The organism is Nonomuraea cavernae, from assembly GCF_014646355.1.
Taxonomy (GTDB): domain Bacteria; phylum Actinomycetota; class Actinomycetes; order Streptosporangiales; family Streptosporangiaceae; genus Nonomuraea; species Nonomuraea cavernae.
In genome coordinates this window covers 793795-814586 of record NZ_BMNH01000001.1, presented here as the reverse complement: position 1 = coordinate 814586, position 20792 = coordinate 793795, and the positions used below count along the sequence as shown (strand labels likewise).

At 66.2% G+C, this 20792-nt stretch carries 22 protein-coding genes and 1 tRNA gene; 16 read left to right on the top strand and 7 right to left on the bottom strand.

Annotation, left to right across the window (positions count from 1 at the left end; translation table 11 throughout):
- Nucleotides 1-248 precede the first annotated feature (248 nt).
- On the top strand, nucleotides 249-1838 hold the full coding sequence (locus IEY82_RS03820) for a HEPN domain-containing protein (RefSeq protein WP_189122482.1): 1590 nt from the start codon (nucleotides 249-251) through the stop codon (nucleotides 1836-1838).
- A gap of 132 nt (nucleotides 1839-1970) precedes the next feature.
- Here the strand turns inward: IEY82_RS03820 and IEY82_RS03815 are convergent, their stop codons facing one another.
- On the bottom strand, nucleotides 1971-2804 hold the full coding sequence (locus tag IEY82_RS03815) for a hypothetical protein (protein WP_189122481.1): 834 nt from the start codon (nucleotides 2802-2804) through the stop codon (nucleotides 1971-1973).
- 889 nt (nucleotides 2805-3693) lie between these two features.
- On the opposite strand from IEY82_RS03815, the gene IEY82_RS03810 reads away from it, so the two are divergent.
- From IEY82_RS03810 to IEY82_RS03760, 11 genes are all read left to right on the top strand, one after another.
- Entirely contained in the window at nucleotides 3694-4530 is an 837-nt protein-coding gene (locus IEY82_RS03810) for a helix-turn-helix domain-containing protein (protein WP_189122480.1), read from the top strand.
- A 101-nt stretch (nucleotides 4531-4631) separates the two neighbouring features.
- Nucleotides 4632-5039, top strand: a complete 408-nt coding sequence (locus IEY82_RS03805; RefSeq protein ID WP_189122479.1) for an ATP-binding protein — start codon at nucleotides 4632-4634, stop codon at nucleotides 5037-5039.
- A 415-nt stretch (nucleotides 5040-5454) separates the two neighbouring features.
- Complete coding sequence (locus IEY82_RS03800) at nucleotides 5455-6297, top strand: sigma factor-like helix-turn-helix DNA-binding protein (RefSeq protein ID WP_189122478.1); 843 nt, start codon at nucleotides 5455-5457, stop codon at nucleotides 6295-6297.
- A gap of 5 nt (nucleotides 6298-6302) precedes the next feature.
- Nucleotides 6303-7124 carry a protein phosphatase 2C domain-containing protein gene (locus IEY82_RS03795; RefSeq protein ID WP_189122477.1) on the top strand — a complete coding sequence of 274 codons (822 nt, stop codon included), beginning with the start codon at nucleotides 6303-6305 and terminating at the stop codon, nucleotides 7122-7124.
- A 155-nt stretch (nucleotides 7125-7279) separates the two neighbouring features.
- Nucleotides 7280-7666 (top strand): plasmid replication, integration and excision activator, encoded by a 387-nt coding sequence (locus tag IEY82_RS03790; protein WP_225262110.1) that lies wholly within the window; start codon nucleotides 7280-7282, stop codon nucleotides 7664-7666.
- A complete protein-coding gene (locus tag IEY82_RS03785) occupies nucleotides 7663-7929 on the top strand; it encodes a hypothetical protein (protein WP_189122475.1) in 267 nt (88 codons plus the stop codon). Before IEY82_RS03790 ends, IEY82_RS03785 begins: the two co-directional genes overlap by 4 nt.
- Nucleotides 7926-8237 (top strand): hypothetical protein, encoded by a 312-nt coding sequence (locus IEY82_RS03780; RefSeq protein WP_189122474.1) that lies wholly within the window; start codon nucleotides 7926-7928, stop codon nucleotides 8235-8237. Before IEY82_RS03785 ends, IEY82_RS03780 begins: the two co-directional genes overlap by 4 nt.
- 88 nt (nucleotides 8238-8325) lie before the next feature.
- Nucleotides 8326-9765: an FtsK/SpoIIIE domain-containing protein gene (locus IEY82_RS03775; RefSeq protein WP_189122601.1), complete on the top strand. Its 1440-nt coding sequence runs from the start codon at nucleotides 8326-8328 to the stop codon at nucleotides 9763-9765.
- 62 nt (nucleotides 9766-9827) lie between these two features.
- On the top strand, nucleotides 9828-11402 hold the full coding sequence (locus IEY82_RS03770; RefSeq protein WP_189122473.1) for a replication initiator: 1575 nt from the start codon (nucleotides 9828-9830) through the stop codon (nucleotides 11400-11402).
- Entirely contained in the window at nucleotides 11399-11641 is a 243-nt protein-coding gene (locus IEY82_RS03765; RefSeq protein WP_225262108.1) for an excisionase family DNA-binding protein, read from the top strand. Before IEY82_RS03770 ends, IEY82_RS03765 begins: the two co-directional genes overlap by 4 nt.
- Nucleotides 11642-11662: 21 nt before the next feature.
- Nucleotides 11663-12841 (top strand): tyrosine-type recombinase/integrase, encoded by a 1179-nt coding sequence (locus IEY82_RS03760; RefSeq protein WP_189122472.1) that lies wholly within the window; start codon nucleotides 11663-11665, stop codon nucleotides 12839-12841.
- Between the two features lie 50 nt (nucleotides 12842-12891).
- Here the strand turns inward: IEY82_RS03760 and IEY82_RS03755 are convergent.
- From IEY82_RS03755 to IEY82_RS03745, 4 genes are all read right to left on the bottom strand, one after another.
- Nucleotides 12892-12964 (bottom strand) — tRNA-Ala (locus IEY82_RS03755).
- A gap of 15 nt (nucleotides 12965-12979) precedes the next feature.
- Complete coding sequence (locus tag IEY82_RS03750; RefSeq protein WP_189122471.1) at nucleotides 12980-13708, bottom strand: HAD-IA family hydrolase; 729 nt, start codon at nucleotides 13706-13708, stop codon at nucleotides 12980-12982.
- 16 nt (nucleotides 13709-13724) lie between these two features.
- A complete protein-coding gene (locus IEY82_RS38860; protein WP_214635294.1) occupies nucleotides 13725-13844 on the bottom strand; it encodes a DLW-39 family protein in 120 nt (39 codons plus the stop codon).
- A gap of 218 nt (nucleotides 13845-14062) precedes the next feature.
- On the bottom strand, nucleotides 14063-15268 hold the full coding sequence (locus IEY82_RS03745) for an MFS transporter (protein ID WP_189122470.1): 1206 nt from the start codon (nucleotides 15266-15268) through the stop codon (nucleotides 14063-14065).
- Between the two features lie 98 nt (nucleotides 15269-15366).
- Between IEY82_RS03745 and pdxR the strand changes: the two genes are divergently transcribed.
- Nucleotides 15367-16758 (top strand): MocR-like pyridoxine biosynthesis transcription factor PdxR, encoded by a 1392-nt coding sequence (gene pdxR / locus IEY82_RS03740; protein WP_189122469.1) that lies wholly within the window; start codon nucleotides 15367-15369, stop codon nucleotides 16756-16758.
- On the opposite strand, the gene IEY82_RS03735 is transcribed toward pdxR, so the two are convergent.
- Nucleotides 16755-17273 (bottom strand): universal stress protein, encoded by a 519-nt coding sequence (locus tag IEY82_RS03735; RefSeq protein ID WP_189122468.1) that lies wholly within the window; start codon nucleotides 17271-17273, stop codon nucleotides 16755-16757. The two genes, pdxR and IEY82_RS03735, sit on opposite strands and share 4 nt — an antisense overlap.
- Nucleotides 17274-17405: 132 nt before the next feature.
- The gene (locus IEY82_RS03730; RefSeq protein ID WP_189122467.1) at nucleotides 17406-18095 is read right to left on the bottom strand and encodes a hypothetical protein; all 690 of its coding nucleotides are present in this window, start codon (nucleotides 18093-18095) and stop codon (nucleotides 17406-17408) included.
- 196 nt (nucleotides 18096-18291) lie between these two features.
- On the opposite strand from IEY82_RS03730, the gene IEY82_RS03725 reads away from it, so the two are divergent.
- The 3 genes from IEY82_RS03725 to IEY82_RS03715 all read left to right on the top strand — a co-directional run bounded on the left by IEY82_RS03725 (nucleotide 18292) and on the right by IEY82_RS03715 (nucleotide 20777).
- Nucleotides 18292-18885, top strand: a complete 594-nt coding sequence (locus tag IEY82_RS03725; protein ID WP_189122466.1) for an MFS transporter — start codon at nucleotides 18292-18294, stop codon at nucleotides 18883-18885.
- Between the two features lie 66 nt (nucleotides 18886-18951).
- Nucleotides 18952-19488: a copper chaperone PCu(A)C gene (locus IEY82_RS03720; RefSeq protein WP_189122465.1), complete on the top strand. Its 537-nt coding sequence runs from the start codon at nucleotides 18952-18954 to the stop codon at nucleotides 19486-19488.
- Complete coding sequence (locus IEY82_RS03715; RefSeq protein ID WP_189122464.1) at nucleotides 19488-20777, top strand: Dyp-type peroxidase; 1290 nt, start codon at nucleotides 19488-19490, stop codon at nucleotides 20775-20777. The genes IEY82_RS03720 and IEY82_RS03715 overlap by 1 nt, the downstream gene beginning before the upstream one ends.
- Nucleotides 20778-20792 lie beyond the last annotated feature (15 nt).

Here is a 20792-nt window from a genome sequence, read left to right as displayed (position 1 = left end):
CGGCAGGCGCAAGCCGAGAGTGTCGGATTAGAAGTGGGCGCTGGTCGTGAGCCAGATGACATGCTGACCTGTGGCTGAGTATTTGGTTGTCCCCTCGCCAGGCATAAGTGTTCCGCGTATACTCTGGATCTTGTCTGGTGTATCGACGCTACCGAACGAGCGGAACGGAAACCATACCGTATTAGCAACTCGAACCTTGCGCGCCCTATCGATCCAGCAACCGAATCCGAGCAACTGCGAGAGGAATCATGCAGGACACCTTAAACTCCGCAATCAAACACTTTGGTGCGGCTCTAATTTCGTACTCATTGAATATCGACGAGATGTCCTTGATGGAGATAGCCATCGGTGCAGCAGATATCTCACCAGAAAAGCGAGACCTGTTGACCGAGCTTACACGGCGCCTTGAAGAAGAAAGGATTTCCTGTGCCATCTATGACCTTCCATCGTCTACCGTCCTGTTACGACTGACCGAGGAAACATCGTCGGGCAAGCGCAGCCTCTTCAATTCCTGGAGACTTGCCGCCGGAGGATCGTTGCCCGATTTCACGACGGGCGACCAGGTCATCGATGCGTTCGCTCCGATCGCCACCGAGATGTATCCACTTTGCATCGCTCGAAGAATGGAAGGACCCTTCGGCCTGATCTATCTCACTCACTCACTATTCGATAACACTGAGCGGCCAGACTTCGAAAGGGCTATACTGGGCGATCCATCACTTAAGAGACTAGTCGGCATCGAAGAAAGAAAAGGTCGCCAGGTTAAGGCAAGAGTGAAATTGAACACAGGGCAATCTGGAGGGATCTTTATAACTGAACTGCAGAACTCTATTCTAAGCGCCGCCTACATCTACGCCCGAATGAAGTCAGGCCTAGATGTTGAGGGCTTCAGAGTTGCACTTATGGATATCTTTCGCCTACTCAGGGATGCCGTGGAGGGCAAGCCAACTAAGATTCCAGTTTGGATAGGCTTTGTCAATATAGCTGTGCCTAGGGAGATAATTTTTCCATGGGGAATCGTTCATCCCTACGGGCAGCCCGACAGCTTTGAGTTCGTTCCAGGTGACAATCGGCCAACTAGAGGCGGACAACATGAAGCTGCGCTTGGTTTCGTACTCGAGACTTCCCGCGACTACCAAATCGAAATCGACTATGATTATCTAGATGACTCGGGCGAAACTCAGTGGCCCGCCAGCATGAAGAAGGCGGATGATGCTTTACAGCGCGCCTGCGAGCACACTCAGCTCACATTTAGTCTGTCGATTGACCGAAGCCCGCCAGTTGCCTGCAATAAAACATGGACTCTGGTAGTCGACCCACTGGCGATGACTGTGGGGCTCTCAGGGCAAATGCGATCCTCTGTCCCGATTGATTATCACGTAGTTCAAGAGCATGAAATAGATACTGCACAAGAATGGGGGGATATTCTACATTCAACGCCATCCTCAAAGGTGGACATTGCTCTACGGCGACTAATTACTGCGACAACGAATCGCACGAATCCTGTCGATGGATTCATTGATGCTGTGGTCGCCTGGGAGAACCTTTTCGCGGGAACCAGCCAGGGGGAACTTTCGTTTAGAATTTGTGGCGCGATGTCCAAGCTTCTGGAAGTCGATGTCGAGAAGCGCCTTTTGCTCCACAAGGAGTTGACCGGTCTATACAACAGTCGAAGCAAAGTAGTACACGGGTCAAAAGAACTAAGCGTCGAAGACGCGGCTGCGTCCAGGGATCAGGCTCTGGACGTGTTGTTGCGCTGCCTTCGCACGCTCTACGCTGATTACCCGGAGCTCTTGAGCGACCCAGATCGTTCGCGACGCATCATTCTCACACATTAGAGCGCTTAGCAGACACAAGCCTGCGACTCAGCCGGCTGAGCAAACCTGGCCACGCTCAAGGCTTTGGCTGACATCGCATCTGACTCGTGCTTACGCTCCCGTGCATTGCGAACAAGGTCAGCAGCCAGCGTTCTATGAAATATGCGTAGTTCGAAGAATATCTCTAACGTGTCCTTGAAAGAGGCTCAGGAGCACCGAACCTAGGAGTTCCCATTCTTTGAAGATTTTTTCTACCAGGAGAAGATAAATAATATATTTGCAGGATGTATCCCAGTTTGGCCGGCCTGTTATTGGGATCGCTCGGAGCAGGTTAAATGATGGCGAAATCGACGACAGCATCTCCGCAGCTTGCACTCGAGGATGATTCGGCGCTTTGATCGAACAAATATGATACAGAAACATGCCACCCAAGGTAGCAACAACCGCATCGCGAGCCCTTACAACAGTTCTATAGTCATGTTGCTGCATTATTTCTACCTGAAGGTCTGGCGCCGGGAAGAAGCCCCGAGATTGCTGCAGCTCTCCAGAATTCTCATATTTCTCAAGCCTTGAACGCAGATATTCATACGAATCGTCATCTCCTCCTAGCGTAACATTCAACGCCTCCGCCAAGACGTCGGCGCCGATCGCACTGGGGCCTAGTACTCCAGTTATGGATAGGTCCACTGCGGCTTTCCATCGCGGATGCTGACGCAGCAGCCGGCGGAGCTTCGGGTTCAAAATATTGATATACGTTTGCGCTGCCTGTGTTGCCTTGTCTTCCTGCTCTTCCTCGTTCGCTTCACCACCTGCGGCTTTATAGACATGACGCAATATGCCTCCCATTCGATTCTCTATATACCAAGCCAGTGCGTTCTTGGTGGCGGATTCGGATGGCTCAACTCCGAACTCCATGGTGAAAATCCGCAAGGTCAACTCACCGATCGGCATTCCTTGCGATGCATGTTTGCCTGCAGCCACAACCATTTCAACGACATGTGGATCTAAGAATGATTCACTGCCCCGCCCTCGACCGCGGCCGACCCTCTTATTGCGGGGGATGAGTCCAGCGCTTCGCCACCGTTCAAGCTGAGAATGACTAACGACAACCTGGTGGAGTGAAGCGAGACGTATAATTTCCAGGTCCGTTTGGCTTGGTGGCGTTCTACTCACATTTCTCTCCGTTCGATCTTCGAGGTCCTGCCTATCCAGCGTCGCAGGACCTCGAAAGATTAGATGATCAACACTGGCTGTCGGGGTTGGGCTCCTGAGTTTTGTGCGCCTTCTTTTCCATCCGCCTATGCCGGGCCTTCCAGTAGGCCGATGCTGTGGCGAGAATCAGAGCTGCTACCAAGTGTGCTGGTACGTGGGCTACAAGTCCCTCGAAGGCTAGCTCGGCGAGATCTGCCATGCTTATCTACCCCTTTCATCGCTAGAACTGAGCATCTCAGCGAGAGGTGCAGTAGATGGCATCTCGGTCGCGGGGTTGTATCAGAAGGTCAAACGACCGCCGCAAGGTAGTGTCGAGATCGTTGATCCGCCACGCTGCTCGGTGAGCCAGGGTGAGGAACGATCCCTGGATCGTCGATCGCCCCCAAGCGCATACGGCGGCTAGCCACGCCGTGGCGATCGTGAGGGCTGCATCTGTGCGGCGGCGCGGCAACCCCGGCGCCGGAGCGTTCGGTCAGTGCGGCGGGAGCGGCTTACGGTGCCCGGCCCGGTGTCCCGCCGCCGTCCGGGACCGGCCCCCAGGCCGCACGCCCGGACGGCGGGCGGGCGAAGGGCCGGAGGTACGGCGGCGCGCCGCGCCGCCGCTTGATCACCTATAAGAACAATTCGGCAGTGACTGGCGCGGTCTGGTGGTAGAACGCTCGGTGTGGTGGAGCGACGGGATCGGCTGAGGGCGCTGGGTGAGCTGCTGCGGCGGCTACGCAAGGACAAAGGGCTGACCGGCAAGGGTCTCGCGCAGGTGGCAGGAGTCGCACAGCCTACGATCTCTCGGATTGAGACAGGGCAACTGCTCCCCACTGCCGATACGGTCGAACGGCTGGTTGCCGCACTCCAGCTCGACCAGGCCAGTCGCGCCGAGTTGGATGCTCTGCTTTCACGACTCCGCGACGAGGTCTCCCGCCTGAAGGCTGGGCTTGCCGGCCGGGAGGCTGCCAACGCTTCCCGGATACGAGCGAGTCGTCAGGTGATCTGCTTCCAGTCCGCGATCATTCCCGCGCTTCTGCAGACGGCGGAGTACGCCCGGTTGGCGGTGGCGGTTGGCCGTGATGTCGACGAGGACGACGCAGCCAAGGCCGCGGCCGTGCGTGTGGAGGCGCAAGCCGTGCTCTTCGATCCGGCCCGGGAGTTCTCGTTCCTCCTCACGGAGGGCGCCGTACGGACCTGGCCTGGACCTCCTTTGTTGATGTCGGCCCAGCTTGACCGCTTGGCTCAGGTGGCGACGCTGTCTCACGTGAGTCTGGGCGTCGTCCCGTGGACCGTCCAGGTGCCGGCGTTCCCGCTGCACGGATTCACCGTCTACGACGGTTCCGTGAGCGTGGTCGAGAGCTTGACCGGCGACATCATGCATTCCGAGGCCGACGAGCTAGCGACGCATGTCGAGACGTTCGAGGCGTTCGCGGCCGTGGCGGTGTACGGCGACGAGCTGCGCGCGTTGCTCGGCAGGATCGCTGACGACTTCCAGCGCTTGCCCGATCACTTCTGAGAAGTGACGCATTTATGCGTCGAATAGCTTGAGCTACTTCTAGCCTGACTCATAGTCTGACGCCATCCGATGTATAGCCCCCTAGACGACGGAGCTTCCCCATGTCGGCCTGGCGCTTCTCTCGCTACTTCCTCGGCTCCGCCCCCTCCATCACGGAAGCGCGACGGTTCGTGACCACGCTCCTGCACGGCTGGCCCGTCATCGACGAAGCCGAACTCATCGTCAGCGAACTGGCCACCAACGCGATACGCCACACCAACAGCGGCCGGTTCGGGGGCCGCTTCCTGGTGAGTGTCCAAGCTCACCCGAACCAGCTATGGCTCGGTGTCCTCGACGAGGGCAGTCCGTCCTCACCCAAGGTGTTTCGGCCCTGTCCCGAGGGCGAAGGCGGACGCGGTCTGCTTCTTGTCACCAGCCTGTCGACCAACTGGGGCGTGTGGGGCGACGACCACGGTCGAACGGTATGGGCCATGCTGAGCACGGCACCTCATACGGCAGCACGTCGATGACCTCCTGCCTGGCACCGCATCTTCCGATGCGGCAGTCATCGTGCGCGTCGCTCGACTGGCACGCGCCTCGCGACGACGGGCGATGTCGAGTGATCGCCTGGACCTGCGACTGCCGGTGCGTCTATTACGAACTATGCGAGTCCGGAGGCTTGGCCTTCATCCGGCGTGTCACCCAGGATCGTCCGCCGACCGTCGCCGAGACTCATCGGGTGCGGGTACCCGAAGCCCGTACTACCTGGCAGGCCTTGCTGACGGGGCTGGCTCGGTGAGTCCGCGGGGCGTCCCCAATCGACGCTCGGCAATCCGTGCGGTCAGCTCAAACACCGGCGAACCAGTCGAAATCATTCTGTCAAGGGGGATAGACGACAAAGCGTCTAGGGGCCTAGACTCGCTCGCATTGATCAAAGGGGGACCGATGCCGCCGAGTGACGTTGAGCGTATCGCCGCGATAGATGACCCGTTCCAATTGCTGCGGGTCGCTACTGAGCGTCTCAGCGCTGCCCAGCAGGAGGTCACCGAGCTTGCCCGGCTACGCAGACGAGTCATCCAGGACTTGCATGCACAAGGGCTCTCGTACGCGCAGATCGCCAAGGAAGCGGGGCTCACACGCGGTCGCATTCACCAGATCCGGCACACCGGCCCGGCACCCGAAGGCGCGTTCCTCGGCCGGGGCGCTGTGACGGTGGTGACGCCACTGCGTTTCGACGCCGCAACTTCGCGGTCCGTCGTGGCACTGGACGACATGCGCGCCGGCAAGCGTTTGGAGGACCTGGCCCGCAGCTTCGGGTTGGACGTCGCGACCGACAACGTCACCGTTGACGGAGAGATCAACCTCAACCGGTCCGGCCTGCTGGTCATCTGCGGCCCGCGAATGTCGGCGGCTATGCGTGATACCTACGATCGCGACCCTGTTATCCGGTGGGACCGGGACGACAAGGGCTGGTTGCTGCGGGACACGCGGACAGGCACGGTGTACCGTTCCGGATCCCAGAGCGACCCACAGCGGCCCACCGACTCCGCCTACCTTGGTCGTCTCGCCCGCCCGGACGGCAACGGCACGATCATCGCGATTGCCGGCATCCACCCCAGCGGCTCACTGGGCGTGATCCAACTTCTCGCCAACGAAACGGCCACCCTGTGGGGCCAGGTAGAAGATCACCGATTCTCCGCAGTCGTCGCGGTCGAGTACGACCCCACGACCGGGGAACCCATCCGGGCGGAACTGGCAAGTCCCCTGTATCGGCACGACGAGGACTGATCAGCGTGAGCCTGACCTTCGCCACTGAAGTGGCCGGTCCCGACCGGGAAAACGAAGACTTCGTAGGCGCCACCCCTGACGCGGTGGTCGTCCTTGACGGTGCCGGCCATCCCGCACGCCTGCAGACCGGATGCGTCCACAGCGTGGCCTGGTACACGCGCATGCTCGGCTCGTCCCTCCTCGGCATGCTGGCAGTCAACGACCGCCCACTGGCCGACATGCTGGCCGAGAGCATCAAGACCGTCGCCTCACTGCACTCCTCGTCCTGCGACCTCGCCCATCCTGGATCACCATCGGCGACCGTGCTCCTACTCCGCCGTACACCCGACTCCCTCGACTGGCTGGTCCTGGCCGACTCCGTCCTCGTACTAGACATGCACACCACGGCCGAACCCATGGTGATCAGTGACAATCGGCTGGAGAGTGTCGCGGATGGCCTGCGAACACGCCTCGACTCCCTGCCCACCGGCTCCAGCGACCACGAGCAGGAACGCTACGCCTTCGTAGAAGCCCTACTCCGCCACCGCAACCGAGACGGCGGCTACTGGGTCGCCTCCGCCGACCCCCAGGCGGCCGAAAACGCCCTCACCGGCAGCGTTCCCACCGATGCGGTACGGGCTACGGCCCTGCTCAGCGACGGGGCATCGCGTCTAGTCGACCTCTTCGGGCTCGCGAGCTGGCGACGTCTCCTCGACATCCTGGAGAACGAGGGCCCCGCCGAACTCATCAACCAGGTCCGTACGGCCGAAGGAACGGACCCGCACGGCGCTCGCTGGCCACGTAGCAAAGCCCACGACGACGCCACCGTCGCATACTGGCGACTCTGACACGCCGATCTGTTTACCCCCCTAGACAGTTGGGGAGACTGCGGTTATCGTCCTCTGCATAGCCCCCTAGACAGTTAATCAAGCGGAACTGCCACTGGCGTCTAGGGGGATAGACAAGGAGGTGAGGGACGATGGCACTTCAGGGACCGATCCCTGTGACGTTCGCAATGGTCTTCCCGCACGGCCGCTATGTCGTGGGGGAGGTCGAGCCGGTGAAGGACTTCGACGCCTCAACCAACGGACGGTTCGTGCAGGCGCGGGACAAGCAGGCCGGGGAACTGGTCTGGCAGGTCTCGGTCATGGACGCGGACCCCACGCTTAAGGCCGCTCAGAAGACGGTGGCGGTGAAGATCCTCTCCCCGGTCCAGCCGGTTCCTCCGGCACCTATGCCGGGGCTACCGTTCACACCGGTCGAGTTCGACCAGATCACCGTCACGCCGTACGTGAACGGCAACGGCAGGCTCGCCTACTCCATCCGGGTTCGCGAGATGCGGGCTCCCCGGCCGGTCGGCAAGCTCAGCTCAGCGAAGGACGCGGCGTGACAGCCCGGCGTGGACAGGCTCGGCCGACCGGCGTGATCACTCTCAACACCCGTTCCGGTGCGATCGCCGAGAACTACGCCTACCAGCTCCGCACTCCTGTCCTGGCGCTGATGTTCGGACTGGTTCAGGTGCAGGTCACCACGGCAGCGTCGGACCGGGTGACGGCGGCTGAAGTGGAGTTCGCGCGGCAACTCGCAAAGGAGGCGCAGCACTTCGCGCGGTGCGTGGAGCGGATTCATCGGCGCGGGGTGACGGCGGCGTGAGCGATCTCGACCCGTACACCTACGTCACGCTGTCGATGCGGCCGGGCTCGGCTCCGCGTCTGGGCGTCTCGTTCCACACAGCCGAGCTCCGGGTTCGCGCCGGGATGCTCGACACTCCGCGGCCGTTCCTGGAGTTCTGCTCAGGTGAGGCTGAGGTGTCCATCTCCACCACCGGTGGCGGGCCGGTCTGTGACTCCGACGTTGCCACCGCCCGAGAGATCTTCAACGCCGCCGCTCGCTACCTGGCCGACTGCGAGCGCCTGCACATCGAACAGTCGGCCAAGGCCACCACCGACACAGCGGCCTGACACGCCAGGCGGGGCCGCCAGAAGCGCCAACTTCCGGCGGCCCCCGATCTTCTTCTCCCTGATCTCACTCATGAGAGGTTCCAACCTTATGTTCAAGCGGCTGCCTGGTGACGAGACACGCAACCTTGTCACCACCACGCCCGACACGGCCGTCGTCTTCCGCCCGGCCGTCGTCACCACCCCAGCGATCATCACCATCGTCATCGTCGCCTGGCGGCTGCTCGCCGGGCTCGTCCGCACGATCTGGCGGCATCCCATCGCGGTCACTACCGCGAGCACCCCCGCCGTCATCACCCTGGTCTACGGCTGGGGTACCGCGCTGCTCCTCACGACTCCGGTCCCGGTCGGTCTCGTCGCTTGGGCGCTGACCGACCGTTCCAGTTTCGCCCGCTGGGTCGGCTACCGGCTGCTGGCCTGGTGGCGGCTCATCTGGGTCTACCGTCGTCACTGGCAACCCGTCATGGTCGTCTCCGGTCTCGGCAGGCACCTGCGAGGCCGCGACTACCTGCCCCGCCTGGGAAAGATCACGTGCACCTCCTGGGCCGACACCGTCACCGTCCGCATGCTCGACGGCCAAGCCGTCAAGGACTGGACCGACCGCACCGACCACCTGGCGCACGGCTTCGGCGCCACCTCCTGCCGCGTCACCGTCGCCACTGCCGGACGGCTCATGCTCACCTTTCCAAGACGTGATCCCTTGGCCACGGCGATACCAGCGCTCCCGATCCCCGAAGAACCGAGCGTGGGTCCGGTTGAGGTCGGTAAGCAGGAGGACGGACGGCCATGGCTGCTCAAGGTGCACGGCACTCACGTCCTGGTCGCGGGGGCCACCGGGGCGGGCAAGGGCTCGGTCATCTGGTCCACGATCCGCGGGCTGCTCCCCGCCGTTCGGGCGGGCCTGGTCGAGATCTGGGCCCTGGACCCCAAGCTGATGGAGCTGTCCTTCGGCCGGGTGCTCTTCGGCTCCCGCTACGCCGCTGATCCCGCTGACTGCGCCGACCTGCTCGACGACGCCGTGAAGGTCATGCAGGCCCGCGCCGCGCGCTTTGCCGGCCACCAGCGGGCGCATACGCCCACCGTTGACGATCCGTTCGTCCTGGTCCTCGTCGACGAGGTGGCGTTCCTCACCGCCTACCAGTCGGATAAGGACCTGAGACGGCGCATCTCCGCTGCTCTGGCCACGCTCACCACCCAAGGCCGCGCGGTCGGCGTCGGCGTCATGGCGGCTCTCCAGGATCCCCGCAAGGAGGTCATGAACATCCGCAACCTGTTCCCCGACAAGATCGCACTCAGGCTCGACGAGTCCGAGCAGGTGGACATGGTCCTCGGTGACGGCGCGCGGAACCGTGGCGCTCTGGCAGACCGGATCTCGGCCCGGCCGGAGCTGGGCGCGGGCGTGGCCTACGTCCGGCTTGAGACCTCGCCCGACCCGGTCAGAGTCCGCGCGGCCTATGTCGCCGATGACGACATCCGCGACATGGTCGCCGAGTTCGCCAGCGCCTCCGAGGTCGGAAAGGAGGTCCGTTGAACGATCCGAGAGACGCGTCGGGAGTCTCGATCTCCCGTCGCTCAACCCCACGAGCGCTCCGGATGGCCCAACCGCTCGCCCGTGAGGTCGCCGAAGAGGTCGCCAAGCTCAACGGCGTCTGCGTCCGGCCCGTCGCCCTCCGGCGGCTCGACCTGGTCACCGGCAAGGCGGAGATCGTCGATGTCCCGTGTGGGGCGACGATGGAGAGCAAGTGTCCTTCCTGCGCCAAGCGCAACCGGCAGCTCCGGATGGCTCAGTGCCGGGAAGGGTGGCACGTCGCCGAAGAACCCGTTGACAGCCCTGCCCCAGCCACCGAGGAACAGCGCTGGCTGGTGGAGTTCCGCGCGGACATGCAGGCACGACGCGATGCGGCTGCCATTGCCGGCGAGGACACCACCGACTGGGACGCGGTCCTCGCAGGGCTCGACGAAGAGATCAACGACGCAGGCATGCGCGGCAACGTCGTCGGCCGGACCACCCCCAAGCGGGTGCGCTCGACCAGACGGCGGCAGGACGCCCCCGATCTGCCCAAGCGGAAGATGGCCAAGACCACACTCGGACGGACCTTCGAGTCCCCCGACGGCAAGGTCTACCGGCCCTCGCTGTTCGTCACACTCACGCTCCCGTCGTACGGCAAGGTGCGTAACGGCGTGCCGGTCGATCCCGAGACCTACGACTACGCGCAGGCTGCTCGGGACGCGCTGCACTTCTCCAAGCTGGTCGATCGGTTCGTGCAGAACCTTCGCCGCGTGGCCGGCTACGACGTGCAGTACTTCGCCAGCGTGGAGCCACAGAAGCGGCTCGCGCCACATCTGCACATGGCGATCCGCGGCACCCTGCCACGAGCGGAGATCAAGCAGATCGCGGCGGCGACCTACCACCAGGTGTGGTGGCCGCCCTGCGACCGAGTCCGCTTCGAGGGCGAACACCTGCCCGTCTGGCAGGACGGCGTCGGCTACCTCGACCCCGACTCCGGCGAAGTGCTGCCAACCTGGGACCAGGCCCTCGACGAGCTGGACCACGACGACGCGGCCGAACCCCTGCACGTGCTCCGCTTCGGCACCCAAGTGGACGTCAAGGGCATCCTGTCCGGCACTCCGGACGCCGACCAGTGCATCCGCTACCTGTCCAAATACCTGACCAAAAGCCTCGGCGAAACCCTCGACGGACAAGCCCAGCGAGAGCACGCGGCCCGCTTCGTCGACGCCCTGCGCTACGAACCCTGCTCGCCCTCCTGCCCGAACTGGCTCCGATACGGCGTGCAGCCCAAGGGCGCCAAGGCCGGCATGGCTCCCGGCCGGTGCCGCTCCAAGGCCCACAAGCCCGAACACCTCGGCTACGCGGGCCGTCGTGTCCTCGTCTCCCGCAAGTGGTCGAACAAGACCCTGGCCGAACACAAGCAGGACCGTCGCACCTGGGTCCTGGAAGCCCTCGGCCAGGCCGACGAACCGACCGACCCGCTCCGCTACGTCTGGAAGCCCGTCCCGGCCGGTGACGCCAACCTCGCTCCACTCGCCGTGCGCCTCCTCAGATCAGTGGCAGAACGGCAACGCTGGCGCGCGTACATGGCCCAACTCCAGGCCCAAGCAGACGGGCAAGACCATTCGGCAACACAGCAGGCAGGGAGGGCTGCATGACACAGACGGACGCCTCCATGCTCCCCGAGTGGGCTCGTGGCCGGTTGCTCACGGTCGAACAGGCCGCCGAGCGGCTGAACACCTCGGTGCGCTTTCCTCGCCGCCTGATCGAGGAGAGGCGAATCGCCTTCGTCCACATCGGACGCAACGTGCGTATCCCTGAATCGGCGCTTGAAGCCTTCATCGCTGCGGGACTCGTCGAACCGATCACTGTCACGCGCCGTAGGAGGGCCGCGTAAATGGCCAAGGACTCACTTCCCATGCCTGAGGAAGAGCCCCGACGTACCCACAAGAGGAAGCCTGCCAAGCGACGCTTCGGCCGTGTGCGGAAGCTACCCTCCGGCCGGTTCCAGGCTCGATACGCCGGTCCTGACGGTGTGGACCGCCCAGCCCCGGAAACCTTCGCGACCAAGACCGACGCGGAAGTCTGGCTGACCAAGATCGAGGCACAGATCCTCGACGACGAATGGATCAACCCGGACGCCGGAAAGATCGCTCTCGGCAAGTACGCGCTGGACTGGATAAGCGAGCGACCGCGGCTTCGCCCTCGGACGGTGGAGCTGTACGGCTACCTCCTTCGCAAGCACATCGCCCCGACCTTCGAGGACAAGCCGCTGAACGAGATCAAGGAACCCCACGTGCGACGGTGGCGCAAGAACCTACTCGACCAGGGGGTCAGCGAGGTCACGCTCGCAAAGGCATACCGGCTGCTCAAGGCCATCCTCACGACGGCTGTGGATGACCAGCTCATCAAGCGCAACCCATGCCGCATCAAGGGCGCCGGACAGGAGCGGTCTTCCGAACGCCCGGTGCTCACGGTGGCGCAGGTCTACCGCGTCGTCGGTGTCATCGGACACCGCTACCGGGCTCTCGTACTGCTGGGCACCTTCGCAAGCCTGCGTTGGGGCGAGATCGCCGGGCTCCAGCGCCGAGACCTGGACCTCGACACTGGAACCGTCCGGATCGAACGCCAGTTGATCCAGATCACCGGGAAGGGCCTGATCTTCACCGAACCGAAGTCAGCGGCGGGCAAGCGGACCGTCGTCATCCCGGACCTGATCCTTGATGAGCTTCGGGCACACGTGAAGGACTTCACCCAGGACGGAGATGAAGGCTTGGTCTTCGCCGGCCCGGATGACGGTCCTCTCCGCAACACCAACTTCAACCGCCGCGTCTGGGCCAAGGCTCTTCAGGAAGCGGGCGTACCGAAGATTCACTTTCATGACCTGCGACACACGGGCAACACCCTGGCGGCCAATACAGGGGCGTCGATCAGGGACTTGATGACCCGCATGGGCCACTCCAGTACTCGGGCCGCGATCATCTACCAGCACTCCACCGACGAACGTCAACGCGAGGTAGCGCAGAAGCTCAACGACCTGGCACGTGGTGCGCTCGACAAGCCATCGGGCACGCAACGGGCACGGGGCTCGGAATAACCCTGAGAAAGATCAAAAGCCCAGGCCTCTGACCTGGGCTTTTGTGTGGGTGGAGCCTAGCGGATTCGAACCGCTGACATCCTGCTTGCAAAGCAGGCGCTCTGCCAGCTGAGCTAAGGCCCCTTCGACGAAGATAGCTTACCGGGCCGGCGCCGGTAGGTGGTGCGGGCCCAGGTCGTCGCTGAGGATCAGGCCGGGGAAGTCGGCGATCGAGTCGAGGATGTGGGTGGCGCCGCCCTTCTGGAGGCGTTCGCGGCTGTGGACGCCGGTCATGACGCCGGCCACGATCGAGGCGCCGGCTCGGCGGCCGCTGAGCATGTCGCTCTCGGCGTCGCCCACGACGGCCACCTGGCGTACGTCGTCGATGCCGAGTTGGAGGACGGCGTGCAGGATCATGTCGGGCCAGGGGCGGCCGCGACCGCCTGCGTCTTCGGGGGAGATGGCCAGGTCGATCTTGTCGTCCCAGCTGAGGACGCTCAGGACGCGACCCAGGGTGGCGCGGCTGAAGCCGGTGATGACGGCGAGCTTGACGCCGGAGCCGCGGATTTTCTCTAGGACCTCGAGCACGCCGGGCATGGGAACGAGCCCCGCCCGTTCGACGGTGCCCTCGTACGATCGCTCGAACGTGAGGTTGGCCGCCTGCGCCTGGGCCTCGTTGTCGGGGAAGATCCCCCGGAAGACATCGATCTTGGGACAGCCCCGGGACCGGTGCACGTGAACCATGGCTCGTGCGTACGCTCCGGTCCCGGGGACTATGCCCTGCGTGGCTATCGCCTCGGCGAAAGCGCGCTCGACCATGGCGATGTCACCGACTGTTGTGCCGGCCAGATCCAGGCACGCCAGCTTGATGGGGACGACGTCACTCATCGCCTCGCCAGGTCGGTTAGTTCTCGCTGCCGGTGGCCTCGGTCCAGAGATCGAGCTCGGCGCGGTCGGCCTGCACTTTGCGCCAGACCAGCAGCCCCCCAAGGGCGATCAGCGCCAGAACAACCAGCTTCTTCACGGTGTGACCCCACTTCTTCGACGGTCTCACCTGCCGGGGTGAGACCCAACGGTTGACAGCAGCCTAGCAAGGGATGGCTGCGGTCCTGTGTCGCGCACGAACCAGATGTATCGGATGTGCGAGGTTGGACCAGGCTGTCCCGGGTGGGACCAGCCCTGACCCGTCCTATCTTGGACAACACTCGGATCATGCCAAACAATCGCGGCTCGGGTCGAACCCTACTCGGGGGATGCGGGCTGTGCGCTGGTGTCGGTACGGGTTCTGGATCGTTCGGCCCATCTGACGGCGGGGGCCATGGCAAGGCCCGCCACCAGGAATCCGGCGCCGATCACGAGCCATCCGGCGGCGCCCCAGCCCATCACGACCGTGGTGAGGACGACCGGGCCGAGCATCCTGGCCAAGGCCACGCTGGTACCGAAGAAGCCCTGGTATTCACCGTGCTTGTCGTCGGGGGCCAGCGCGAAGCTGATCTCCCAGGCGCCGGCGGCCTGCAGCATCTCGCCGAGGACCTGGAGCGCCATGGCGATCAGCAGGACGGCCGCGGCGAGCCAGGCCGAGGAGCCGGTGGCCGACAGGGCGAACACCATGCAGGCCGCGAGCATGACCAGCCCGGCGTGGCGTACGGATCTGGAGGCGTCCGGCAGGCCCTGGACGCGGCGGGCGACGCGGACCTGGAAGAGCAGGACTCCGGCCGTGTTGATCACGAGCAGGACGGAGACCAGCCAGGTCGGCGCGGAGGTGCGCTGGGCGATCCACAGCGGGACGACCAGGCTGAGCAGCGGCATGTAGAAGAGCATGACCGTGTTGATCAGCGTGACCAGCGCGTACGGCCGGTCGCGCAGCACGGCCGGCCGTCGGCGGGACGGCACGGCCGGCACGGCGGGCAGCCGGAGCAGCATGAGCGCGGCGGCCAGGAAGCCGGCGGCGTCCAGGAGGAACAGGGTCAGGTACGCCTCGCGCGTGTCGAGGTGGAGGGCGAGGCCGCCCAGGGCTGCGCCGACGGCGAGGCCGCCGTTCAGGGTCGCCTGGAGGACGGCCCGCACCTCGGTCGGTTTGGCGGGTTCGATCAGGCCGGCGAGCAGGGCCTGGCGGACGGCCGACAGCCCGGTCTGAGCGGTGCCGTACAGGCAGGCGACGAGTACGAAGACCGCGAAGGACCGGACGAGGACGAACGACGCGACGGCCGTGGCGGTGGTGACGGCGAGCAGGACGGCGACGCCGCGGGGGCCGTGCCGGTCGGCCAGGCGGCCGATCGGGATGCCGGCGAGCGCGCCGACGGCCCAGCCCAGGGTGAGGCCGAAGCCGATCTGGGTGGGGGTCAGGCCGATGATCCTGGCGAAGTACAGCGCCGAGGTGACCAGGTAGGCGCCGTCGCCGATGGAGTTCGCCAGCTGTGCCAGGGCCAGCACTCGCCTGGGCGACATGTCAGACCTTGTGCGAACTGGCGGTGTCATGCGGCGAATCTACGGACGAACTTGTCCCGATATAAGCTCCAATTTCTGGTCAAGTGATTGGGCCAAACATGGACGTGCACGTGACCCTGTCCGGGCGCGGTGACCTGGCCGCTCAGGTCTACCGGCAACTGCTGGAGGCGATCCTCGACGGGCGGCTCAGGTCGGGCGAGCGGCTGCCGCCGACGCGGGAGCTGGCCCGGCGGCTGGAGATCTCGCGCAACACGGTGGCCGTGGCCTACGACCGGCTGGTGGCCGACGGGTTCCTGGCGGGACGGGCGGGCGCGGGGACGTTCGTCTCGGCGGAGCCGGTGCGGGGCCGGGCCGCGCCGAAGGGGGTCGTCCGGCCGCGGGCGGTGTGGGAGACGATCCCGCCGTTCAGCCCGATGGCGCCGGCGACGTACGACTTCCGGGTGGGGGTGCCGGATCCGCGGCTGTTCCCGATCGAGAGCTGGCGCCGGTTGATGGCCCACGAGTCGCGCGCGAGCACCGCCGGATACGGGGATCCGGCGGGGCACGAGGGGCTACGGGAGGCCATCTCCCGGCATATCGGGATCAGCCGATCGGTGCGAGCGGGTGCCGGCGACGTGCTCATCACGAACGGCGCCCAGCAGGCGCTCGACCTCGTCGGGCGGGTTCTCGTCGAGCCGGGCGCCTGCGTGGCCGTGGAGGAGCCCGGCTACCCGCCCGCGCGGCTGCTGTTCCGCTCGCTCGGCGCGCGGGTCGCCGGAGTGCCCGTGGACGGCGAGGGCATCGACGTCTCGGCCATCCCGAGCGCGGCGCGGCTGGTGTACGTGACGCCGTCACACCAGTTCCCGCTCGGTACACCCATGTCACTGGCCCGCCGGGCAGCGCTGCTGGCCTGGGCGAAGCGGCGGCAGGCGGTGGTGATCGAGGATGACTACGACAGTGAGTTCCGCTTCGGCGACCGTCCGCTGGAGCCGCTGCAGAGCCTGGACCGGGCGGGCCGGGTGATCTACGTCGGCTCGTTCTCCAAGACGCTGCTGCCGACGCTCCGTCTGGGCTTCCTGGTCGCGCCCGCCTCACTCGGCCCCGCGCTGCGCGCGGCCCGGCGGCTGACCGACTGGCACGGGACGCTGCCCGTCCAGGCGACACTGGCCAGGTTCATCGATGAGGGGCTGCTGGCCCGGCACATCAGGAAGGCGACCCGTGAATACGCCGCCAGGCACGCGCTGATCGCCGACGCTCTGGACCGGGACGACCGGCTCCGCCGGGTGCCGTCGGTCGCGGGCCTGCATCTCTGCGCCCGCTTCGCCCCGGGCGTGTCGGTACGGCCCGCGCCCGAACTGGCGGTGGAGCAGCTCGACGCCTACCGGGGCGAGACCACGGCGCAGCCCGGTCTGGTGCTGGGCTACGGCGCGATCGGGCAGCAGGCCATCCCGGAGGGGCTGCGGCTGCTCGCCCGGTCGCTGATCCCGGAGGGTCGCTCGGCCGGTCGCTAGAGATCTCTCCGGCTCCAGAACCTCTTGGCCCGCTCGCCTGACAGCTCAGGCTCGTCGGGCGGCGAGGGCTGCTGCACGATGACCACCGTGGTCCTCGCGTGGCGGGCGCAGTACATGCTGGTCGACGGCAGGAACATCCGGCTGAACAGGCCCCGGCGGCTGCGGCCGAGGACCAGTAGGTCGCCCTCACGGGCGAGATCGACGAGGTGGTAGCCGGGGTCGCCGACCCTGCCGGCCACGACCGTGGTGAGGTCGTCGGGCATCCCACCGGCCACGTCGTCGAACACGCCCGCGACCAGATCGGCGCACCTGGCCTCCTCGCCGGCCCTGATGGTGTTCTGCACGGGTAGCGCCTCGGGGAACGGATGCACCGGCGCCCGGCTCACGTGCACGGCGACGAGGGCCATCCGGTGCAGCCTGGCCGCGCCGATCGCCCAGGCCAGGGCCCATCGCGAGGCCGGGGTCTCGTCCACCCCGACGATCAGCCTCGCTCCGCCGGGCAGGTCATGATCCACGGCGACTCCTTGGAGAGGTACTCGACCATAGTGCGCCCGGCCGCCGGTTACCTGAAGGTGGCAATTTGCGAACTTTCGGGCCCTTTACAAAAGGGGCATCGCGGTGCGGCGCGCGCCGCGTTACGCCTCGTTTCACGCCAGTGCCAGCAGGCCCTCGAACAGCACCTTGAGCTCCAGATCGTCGAGCACGTGGTACGGCTGCGCGGCCCGGCGGTTGGTGTCGTCCTCAATCTCGTCGCGCAACGGACCCGCGCAGAGGTCGACGATTCCGGCGGCAGTGAGCCCGGCCGCGTGCCAGGCGGCGGCGTGGGCGTCGGCCCGGTGGTAGCGGAGCGCGGCGAGGCGGTTGAACAGCAGCACGCCCGCAGGGGTGCCGTCCGGCTCGTACGGCGGGGTCACGGCCGCGAAGGCGCCGCCCGGGTCGCGTTCGGCCGTGTCGAGGACCCTGCCCGCGAGATCGGCGAGCGTCACCAGGTCGTGGGCCGCCCAGATGCGCCGGGTGGCGGCGGCGTGGGCGGCGTAGATGCCGTCGATCGCGGCGAGCGCGGCGGGCGTGGGGCGCAGGAGTCGCTCGCCGTCCTCGGTCAGGGTGCCCTGCCGCAGGTGGTCGCGGATCTCGACGTTCAGGTCGTGGGCGCTGCCGTACCGGTAGACGGCGGCGAGCTCGTCGAGGGTCAGGGGGCCGAGTGGGAGGCGGTAGCGCAGGTCCATGAGGAGCCCGCCGGTCCCGGTGCCCGCTGAGGCGTGGACGTTGATGTGCACCGCGTTGATGACCGGGGCGATGGTCGCGGCATACGTCGACAGGTCACGAAATTTCGGCATTGCGCGCCATTATGCCGTGACTTGCGTCACCTGCCCCGGTCGTCCAGGAAAAGGATGGAAGTAGCCGCCGGGCCATGGTCACGCTCGGCCGCGTCACGGCCGACGGACGGGCCTATCGGGAGTCGATCCGGGCCTGGCCGGGGCGATCTGGGGCCGATCCGGGGGCGAGCATCGTGCGTGTCATGATGGCCGCGAGATGTCCGCCTCGCTGCCCTTCCGCCTCGCGCGCACCTCGGCGTTCGCCGTGGTGTGCCTCGGGCTGGGCGTGGTGGCCCACACCTTCGGCGGGGGCGGCGTCACGCCTCCGGCCATGGCGGGGGCGCTGGCGCTGGCGTTCGCCGCGGCCTATCCGCTGTCCGCGCGTGAGCGGACGATGCGCTCGATTCTGCCGCTGCTCGGCGCGTTGCAGGCCGTCATGCACGTCGGCTTCTCGCTCGCCTCCTCGCTCACCTTCTCGGTCGGCTCGCCGGTCGTGGCTCACGCCCATGCGGGGCCGCTGCCGGGGGGCGGCATGCTGGTGGAGCACGGGGGGCTGGTGCCGGGGGTCGGCATGCTGGTGGCGCACGGGTGGGCGATCGGGCTGACCGCCCTGTGGCTGGCGCGCGGTGAGGCCCTGTTCTGGGCGGTGCTGCGCCGGCTGGCCGTACGCCTGCTGGCCGTGCTTCTGCCGCCCGTCCCGTGGACTCCTTTCCTTTCTCCCCGTACGGCCGAGCCGCCGGTGCTGCGCTCGGCCGTGCTGCGGCATGTGGTGAGCCGGCGAGGTCCGCCGGTGGTCGTCGATTCCCTCTGACATTTCGTCATTTCGACCACCACGCCCGGCTCGGCCTGCCGTACCGGGTGGAGAAAGGCATTTCTCGTGTTCTCTCGTCATGTTCTGGCTTTCGGCTGTCTGCTCGCCCTGACGGCGTGCGGGGCCCAGCCGACTTCCACCTCCGCCGCCGGCGACGCCCCGGCTCAGACCACCGCCCCGGCACAGGTCACCGCTCCGGCGGGCGCTGGGCTGTCCATCACCGATCCCTGGGTGAAGACGACCGAGAAGGGGATGACGGCCGCGTTCGGGGTGCTGGTCAACGACTCCGACGCCGCGGTGACGGTCGTCTCCGCCGCCTCGCCGCTGTCGCCCACGATCGAGCTGCACGAGGTCGTGGAGTCCGGCGGCAAGATGGTCATGCGAGCCAAGGAGGGCGGCTTCGTCGTCCCCGCCCACGGCACCCATCCGCTCGAACCCGGTGGTGACCACATCATGCTGATGGGCGTCACCGAGCAGGTGAAGCCGGGAGCGCGCATTCCGTTCACGATCACGGTCAAGGACGGGCAGCCGCTGGAGTTCACCGCCGTCGGCAAGGACTTCGCCGGGGGCAAGGAGGACTACCAACCGGGCATGGATCACTGATGGCGGCCGGAATCAGCCGGCGCGGGCTGCTGACCGGCGGCGCGGCCGTCGCCGGCGGCGCCGCCATGACCGTTCTGGCCACGGCGGCGGCTCGGGACGCCGGGCCGGCCGGCGGCGTCGCGACCGCCGGACAGTCCGTCCCGGCCGCCTCGCGCACCTCGGGCGGATCAGGCACGTCTGGTCCGTCGGGCGGATCAGGCGCGTCTGGTCCGTCGGGCGCGTCCGGCGCGTCGGATGTCAGCGCGTCGGCCGTGGAGCCGTTTCACGGGCCACACCAGGCCGGGGTGGCCACAACGCCGCAGGCGCACGCCGTGTTCGTCGCGTTCGACCTGCGGCCGGGGACCGGCAAGGAGGCGGTCGTCCGCCTGATGCGCCTGCTGACCGACGACGCCCGCCGCCTCACCCAGGGGCGGCCGGCGCTCGCCGACACCGAGCCCGAGCTGGCCGTGGCGCCCGCCCGGCTGACCGTCACGTTCGGGTTCGGCCCCGGACTGTTCGCCGCCGCGAAGACGAAGTCACCCCTGGCGCCACTGCCGTCGTTCACCACCGACAAGCTGGACAAGCGGTGGAGCGGCGGCGACCTGCTGGTGCAGATCTGCGCCGACGACCCGATCACCGTCGCCCACGCGCTGCGGATGATCGTCAAGGACGCGCGGTCCTTCACCCGGGTCCGCTGGAGCCAGCGCGGTTTCCGGCGCAGCGCCCACGCGCAGGCGCCGGGCGCCACCCAGCGCAACCTGATGGGCCAGCTCGACGGCACGGTCAACCCCACGGACCTGGACCGGGCCGTGTGGATCACCGACGGGCCCGAGGGGCTGCGCGGCGGGACGACGCTGGTGCTGCGCCGCATCCGGATGAACCTGGAGACATGGGACGCCGCCGACCGGGTGGCCAGGGAGTTCACGATCGGCCGCCGCCTCGACACGGGCGCCCCGCTGACCGGCCGGGCCGAGCACGACGAGCCCGACTTCGCCCGGCTCAACCGGCTCGGCTTCCCGGTCATCTCGGAGTACGCGCACATCCGGCGAGCCCGTACGGAGGATCCCGGACTGCGCATCCTGCGCCGGCCGTACAACTACGACGAGGGGGTGACCGAGGCGGGCACGTCGGACTCCGGGCTGATCTTCGCCTCCTACCAGGCGGACATCGGCCGCCAGTTCGTCCCGGTGCAGCGCCGGCTGTCGGAGGGTGACCTGCTCAACGAGTGGGTCACCACGATCGGCTCGGCGGTGTTCGCCGTCCCGCCGGGATGCGGGCCGGACGGGTGGATCGGAGACCGGTTGCTCTAGGCGAATTGCTCTAGG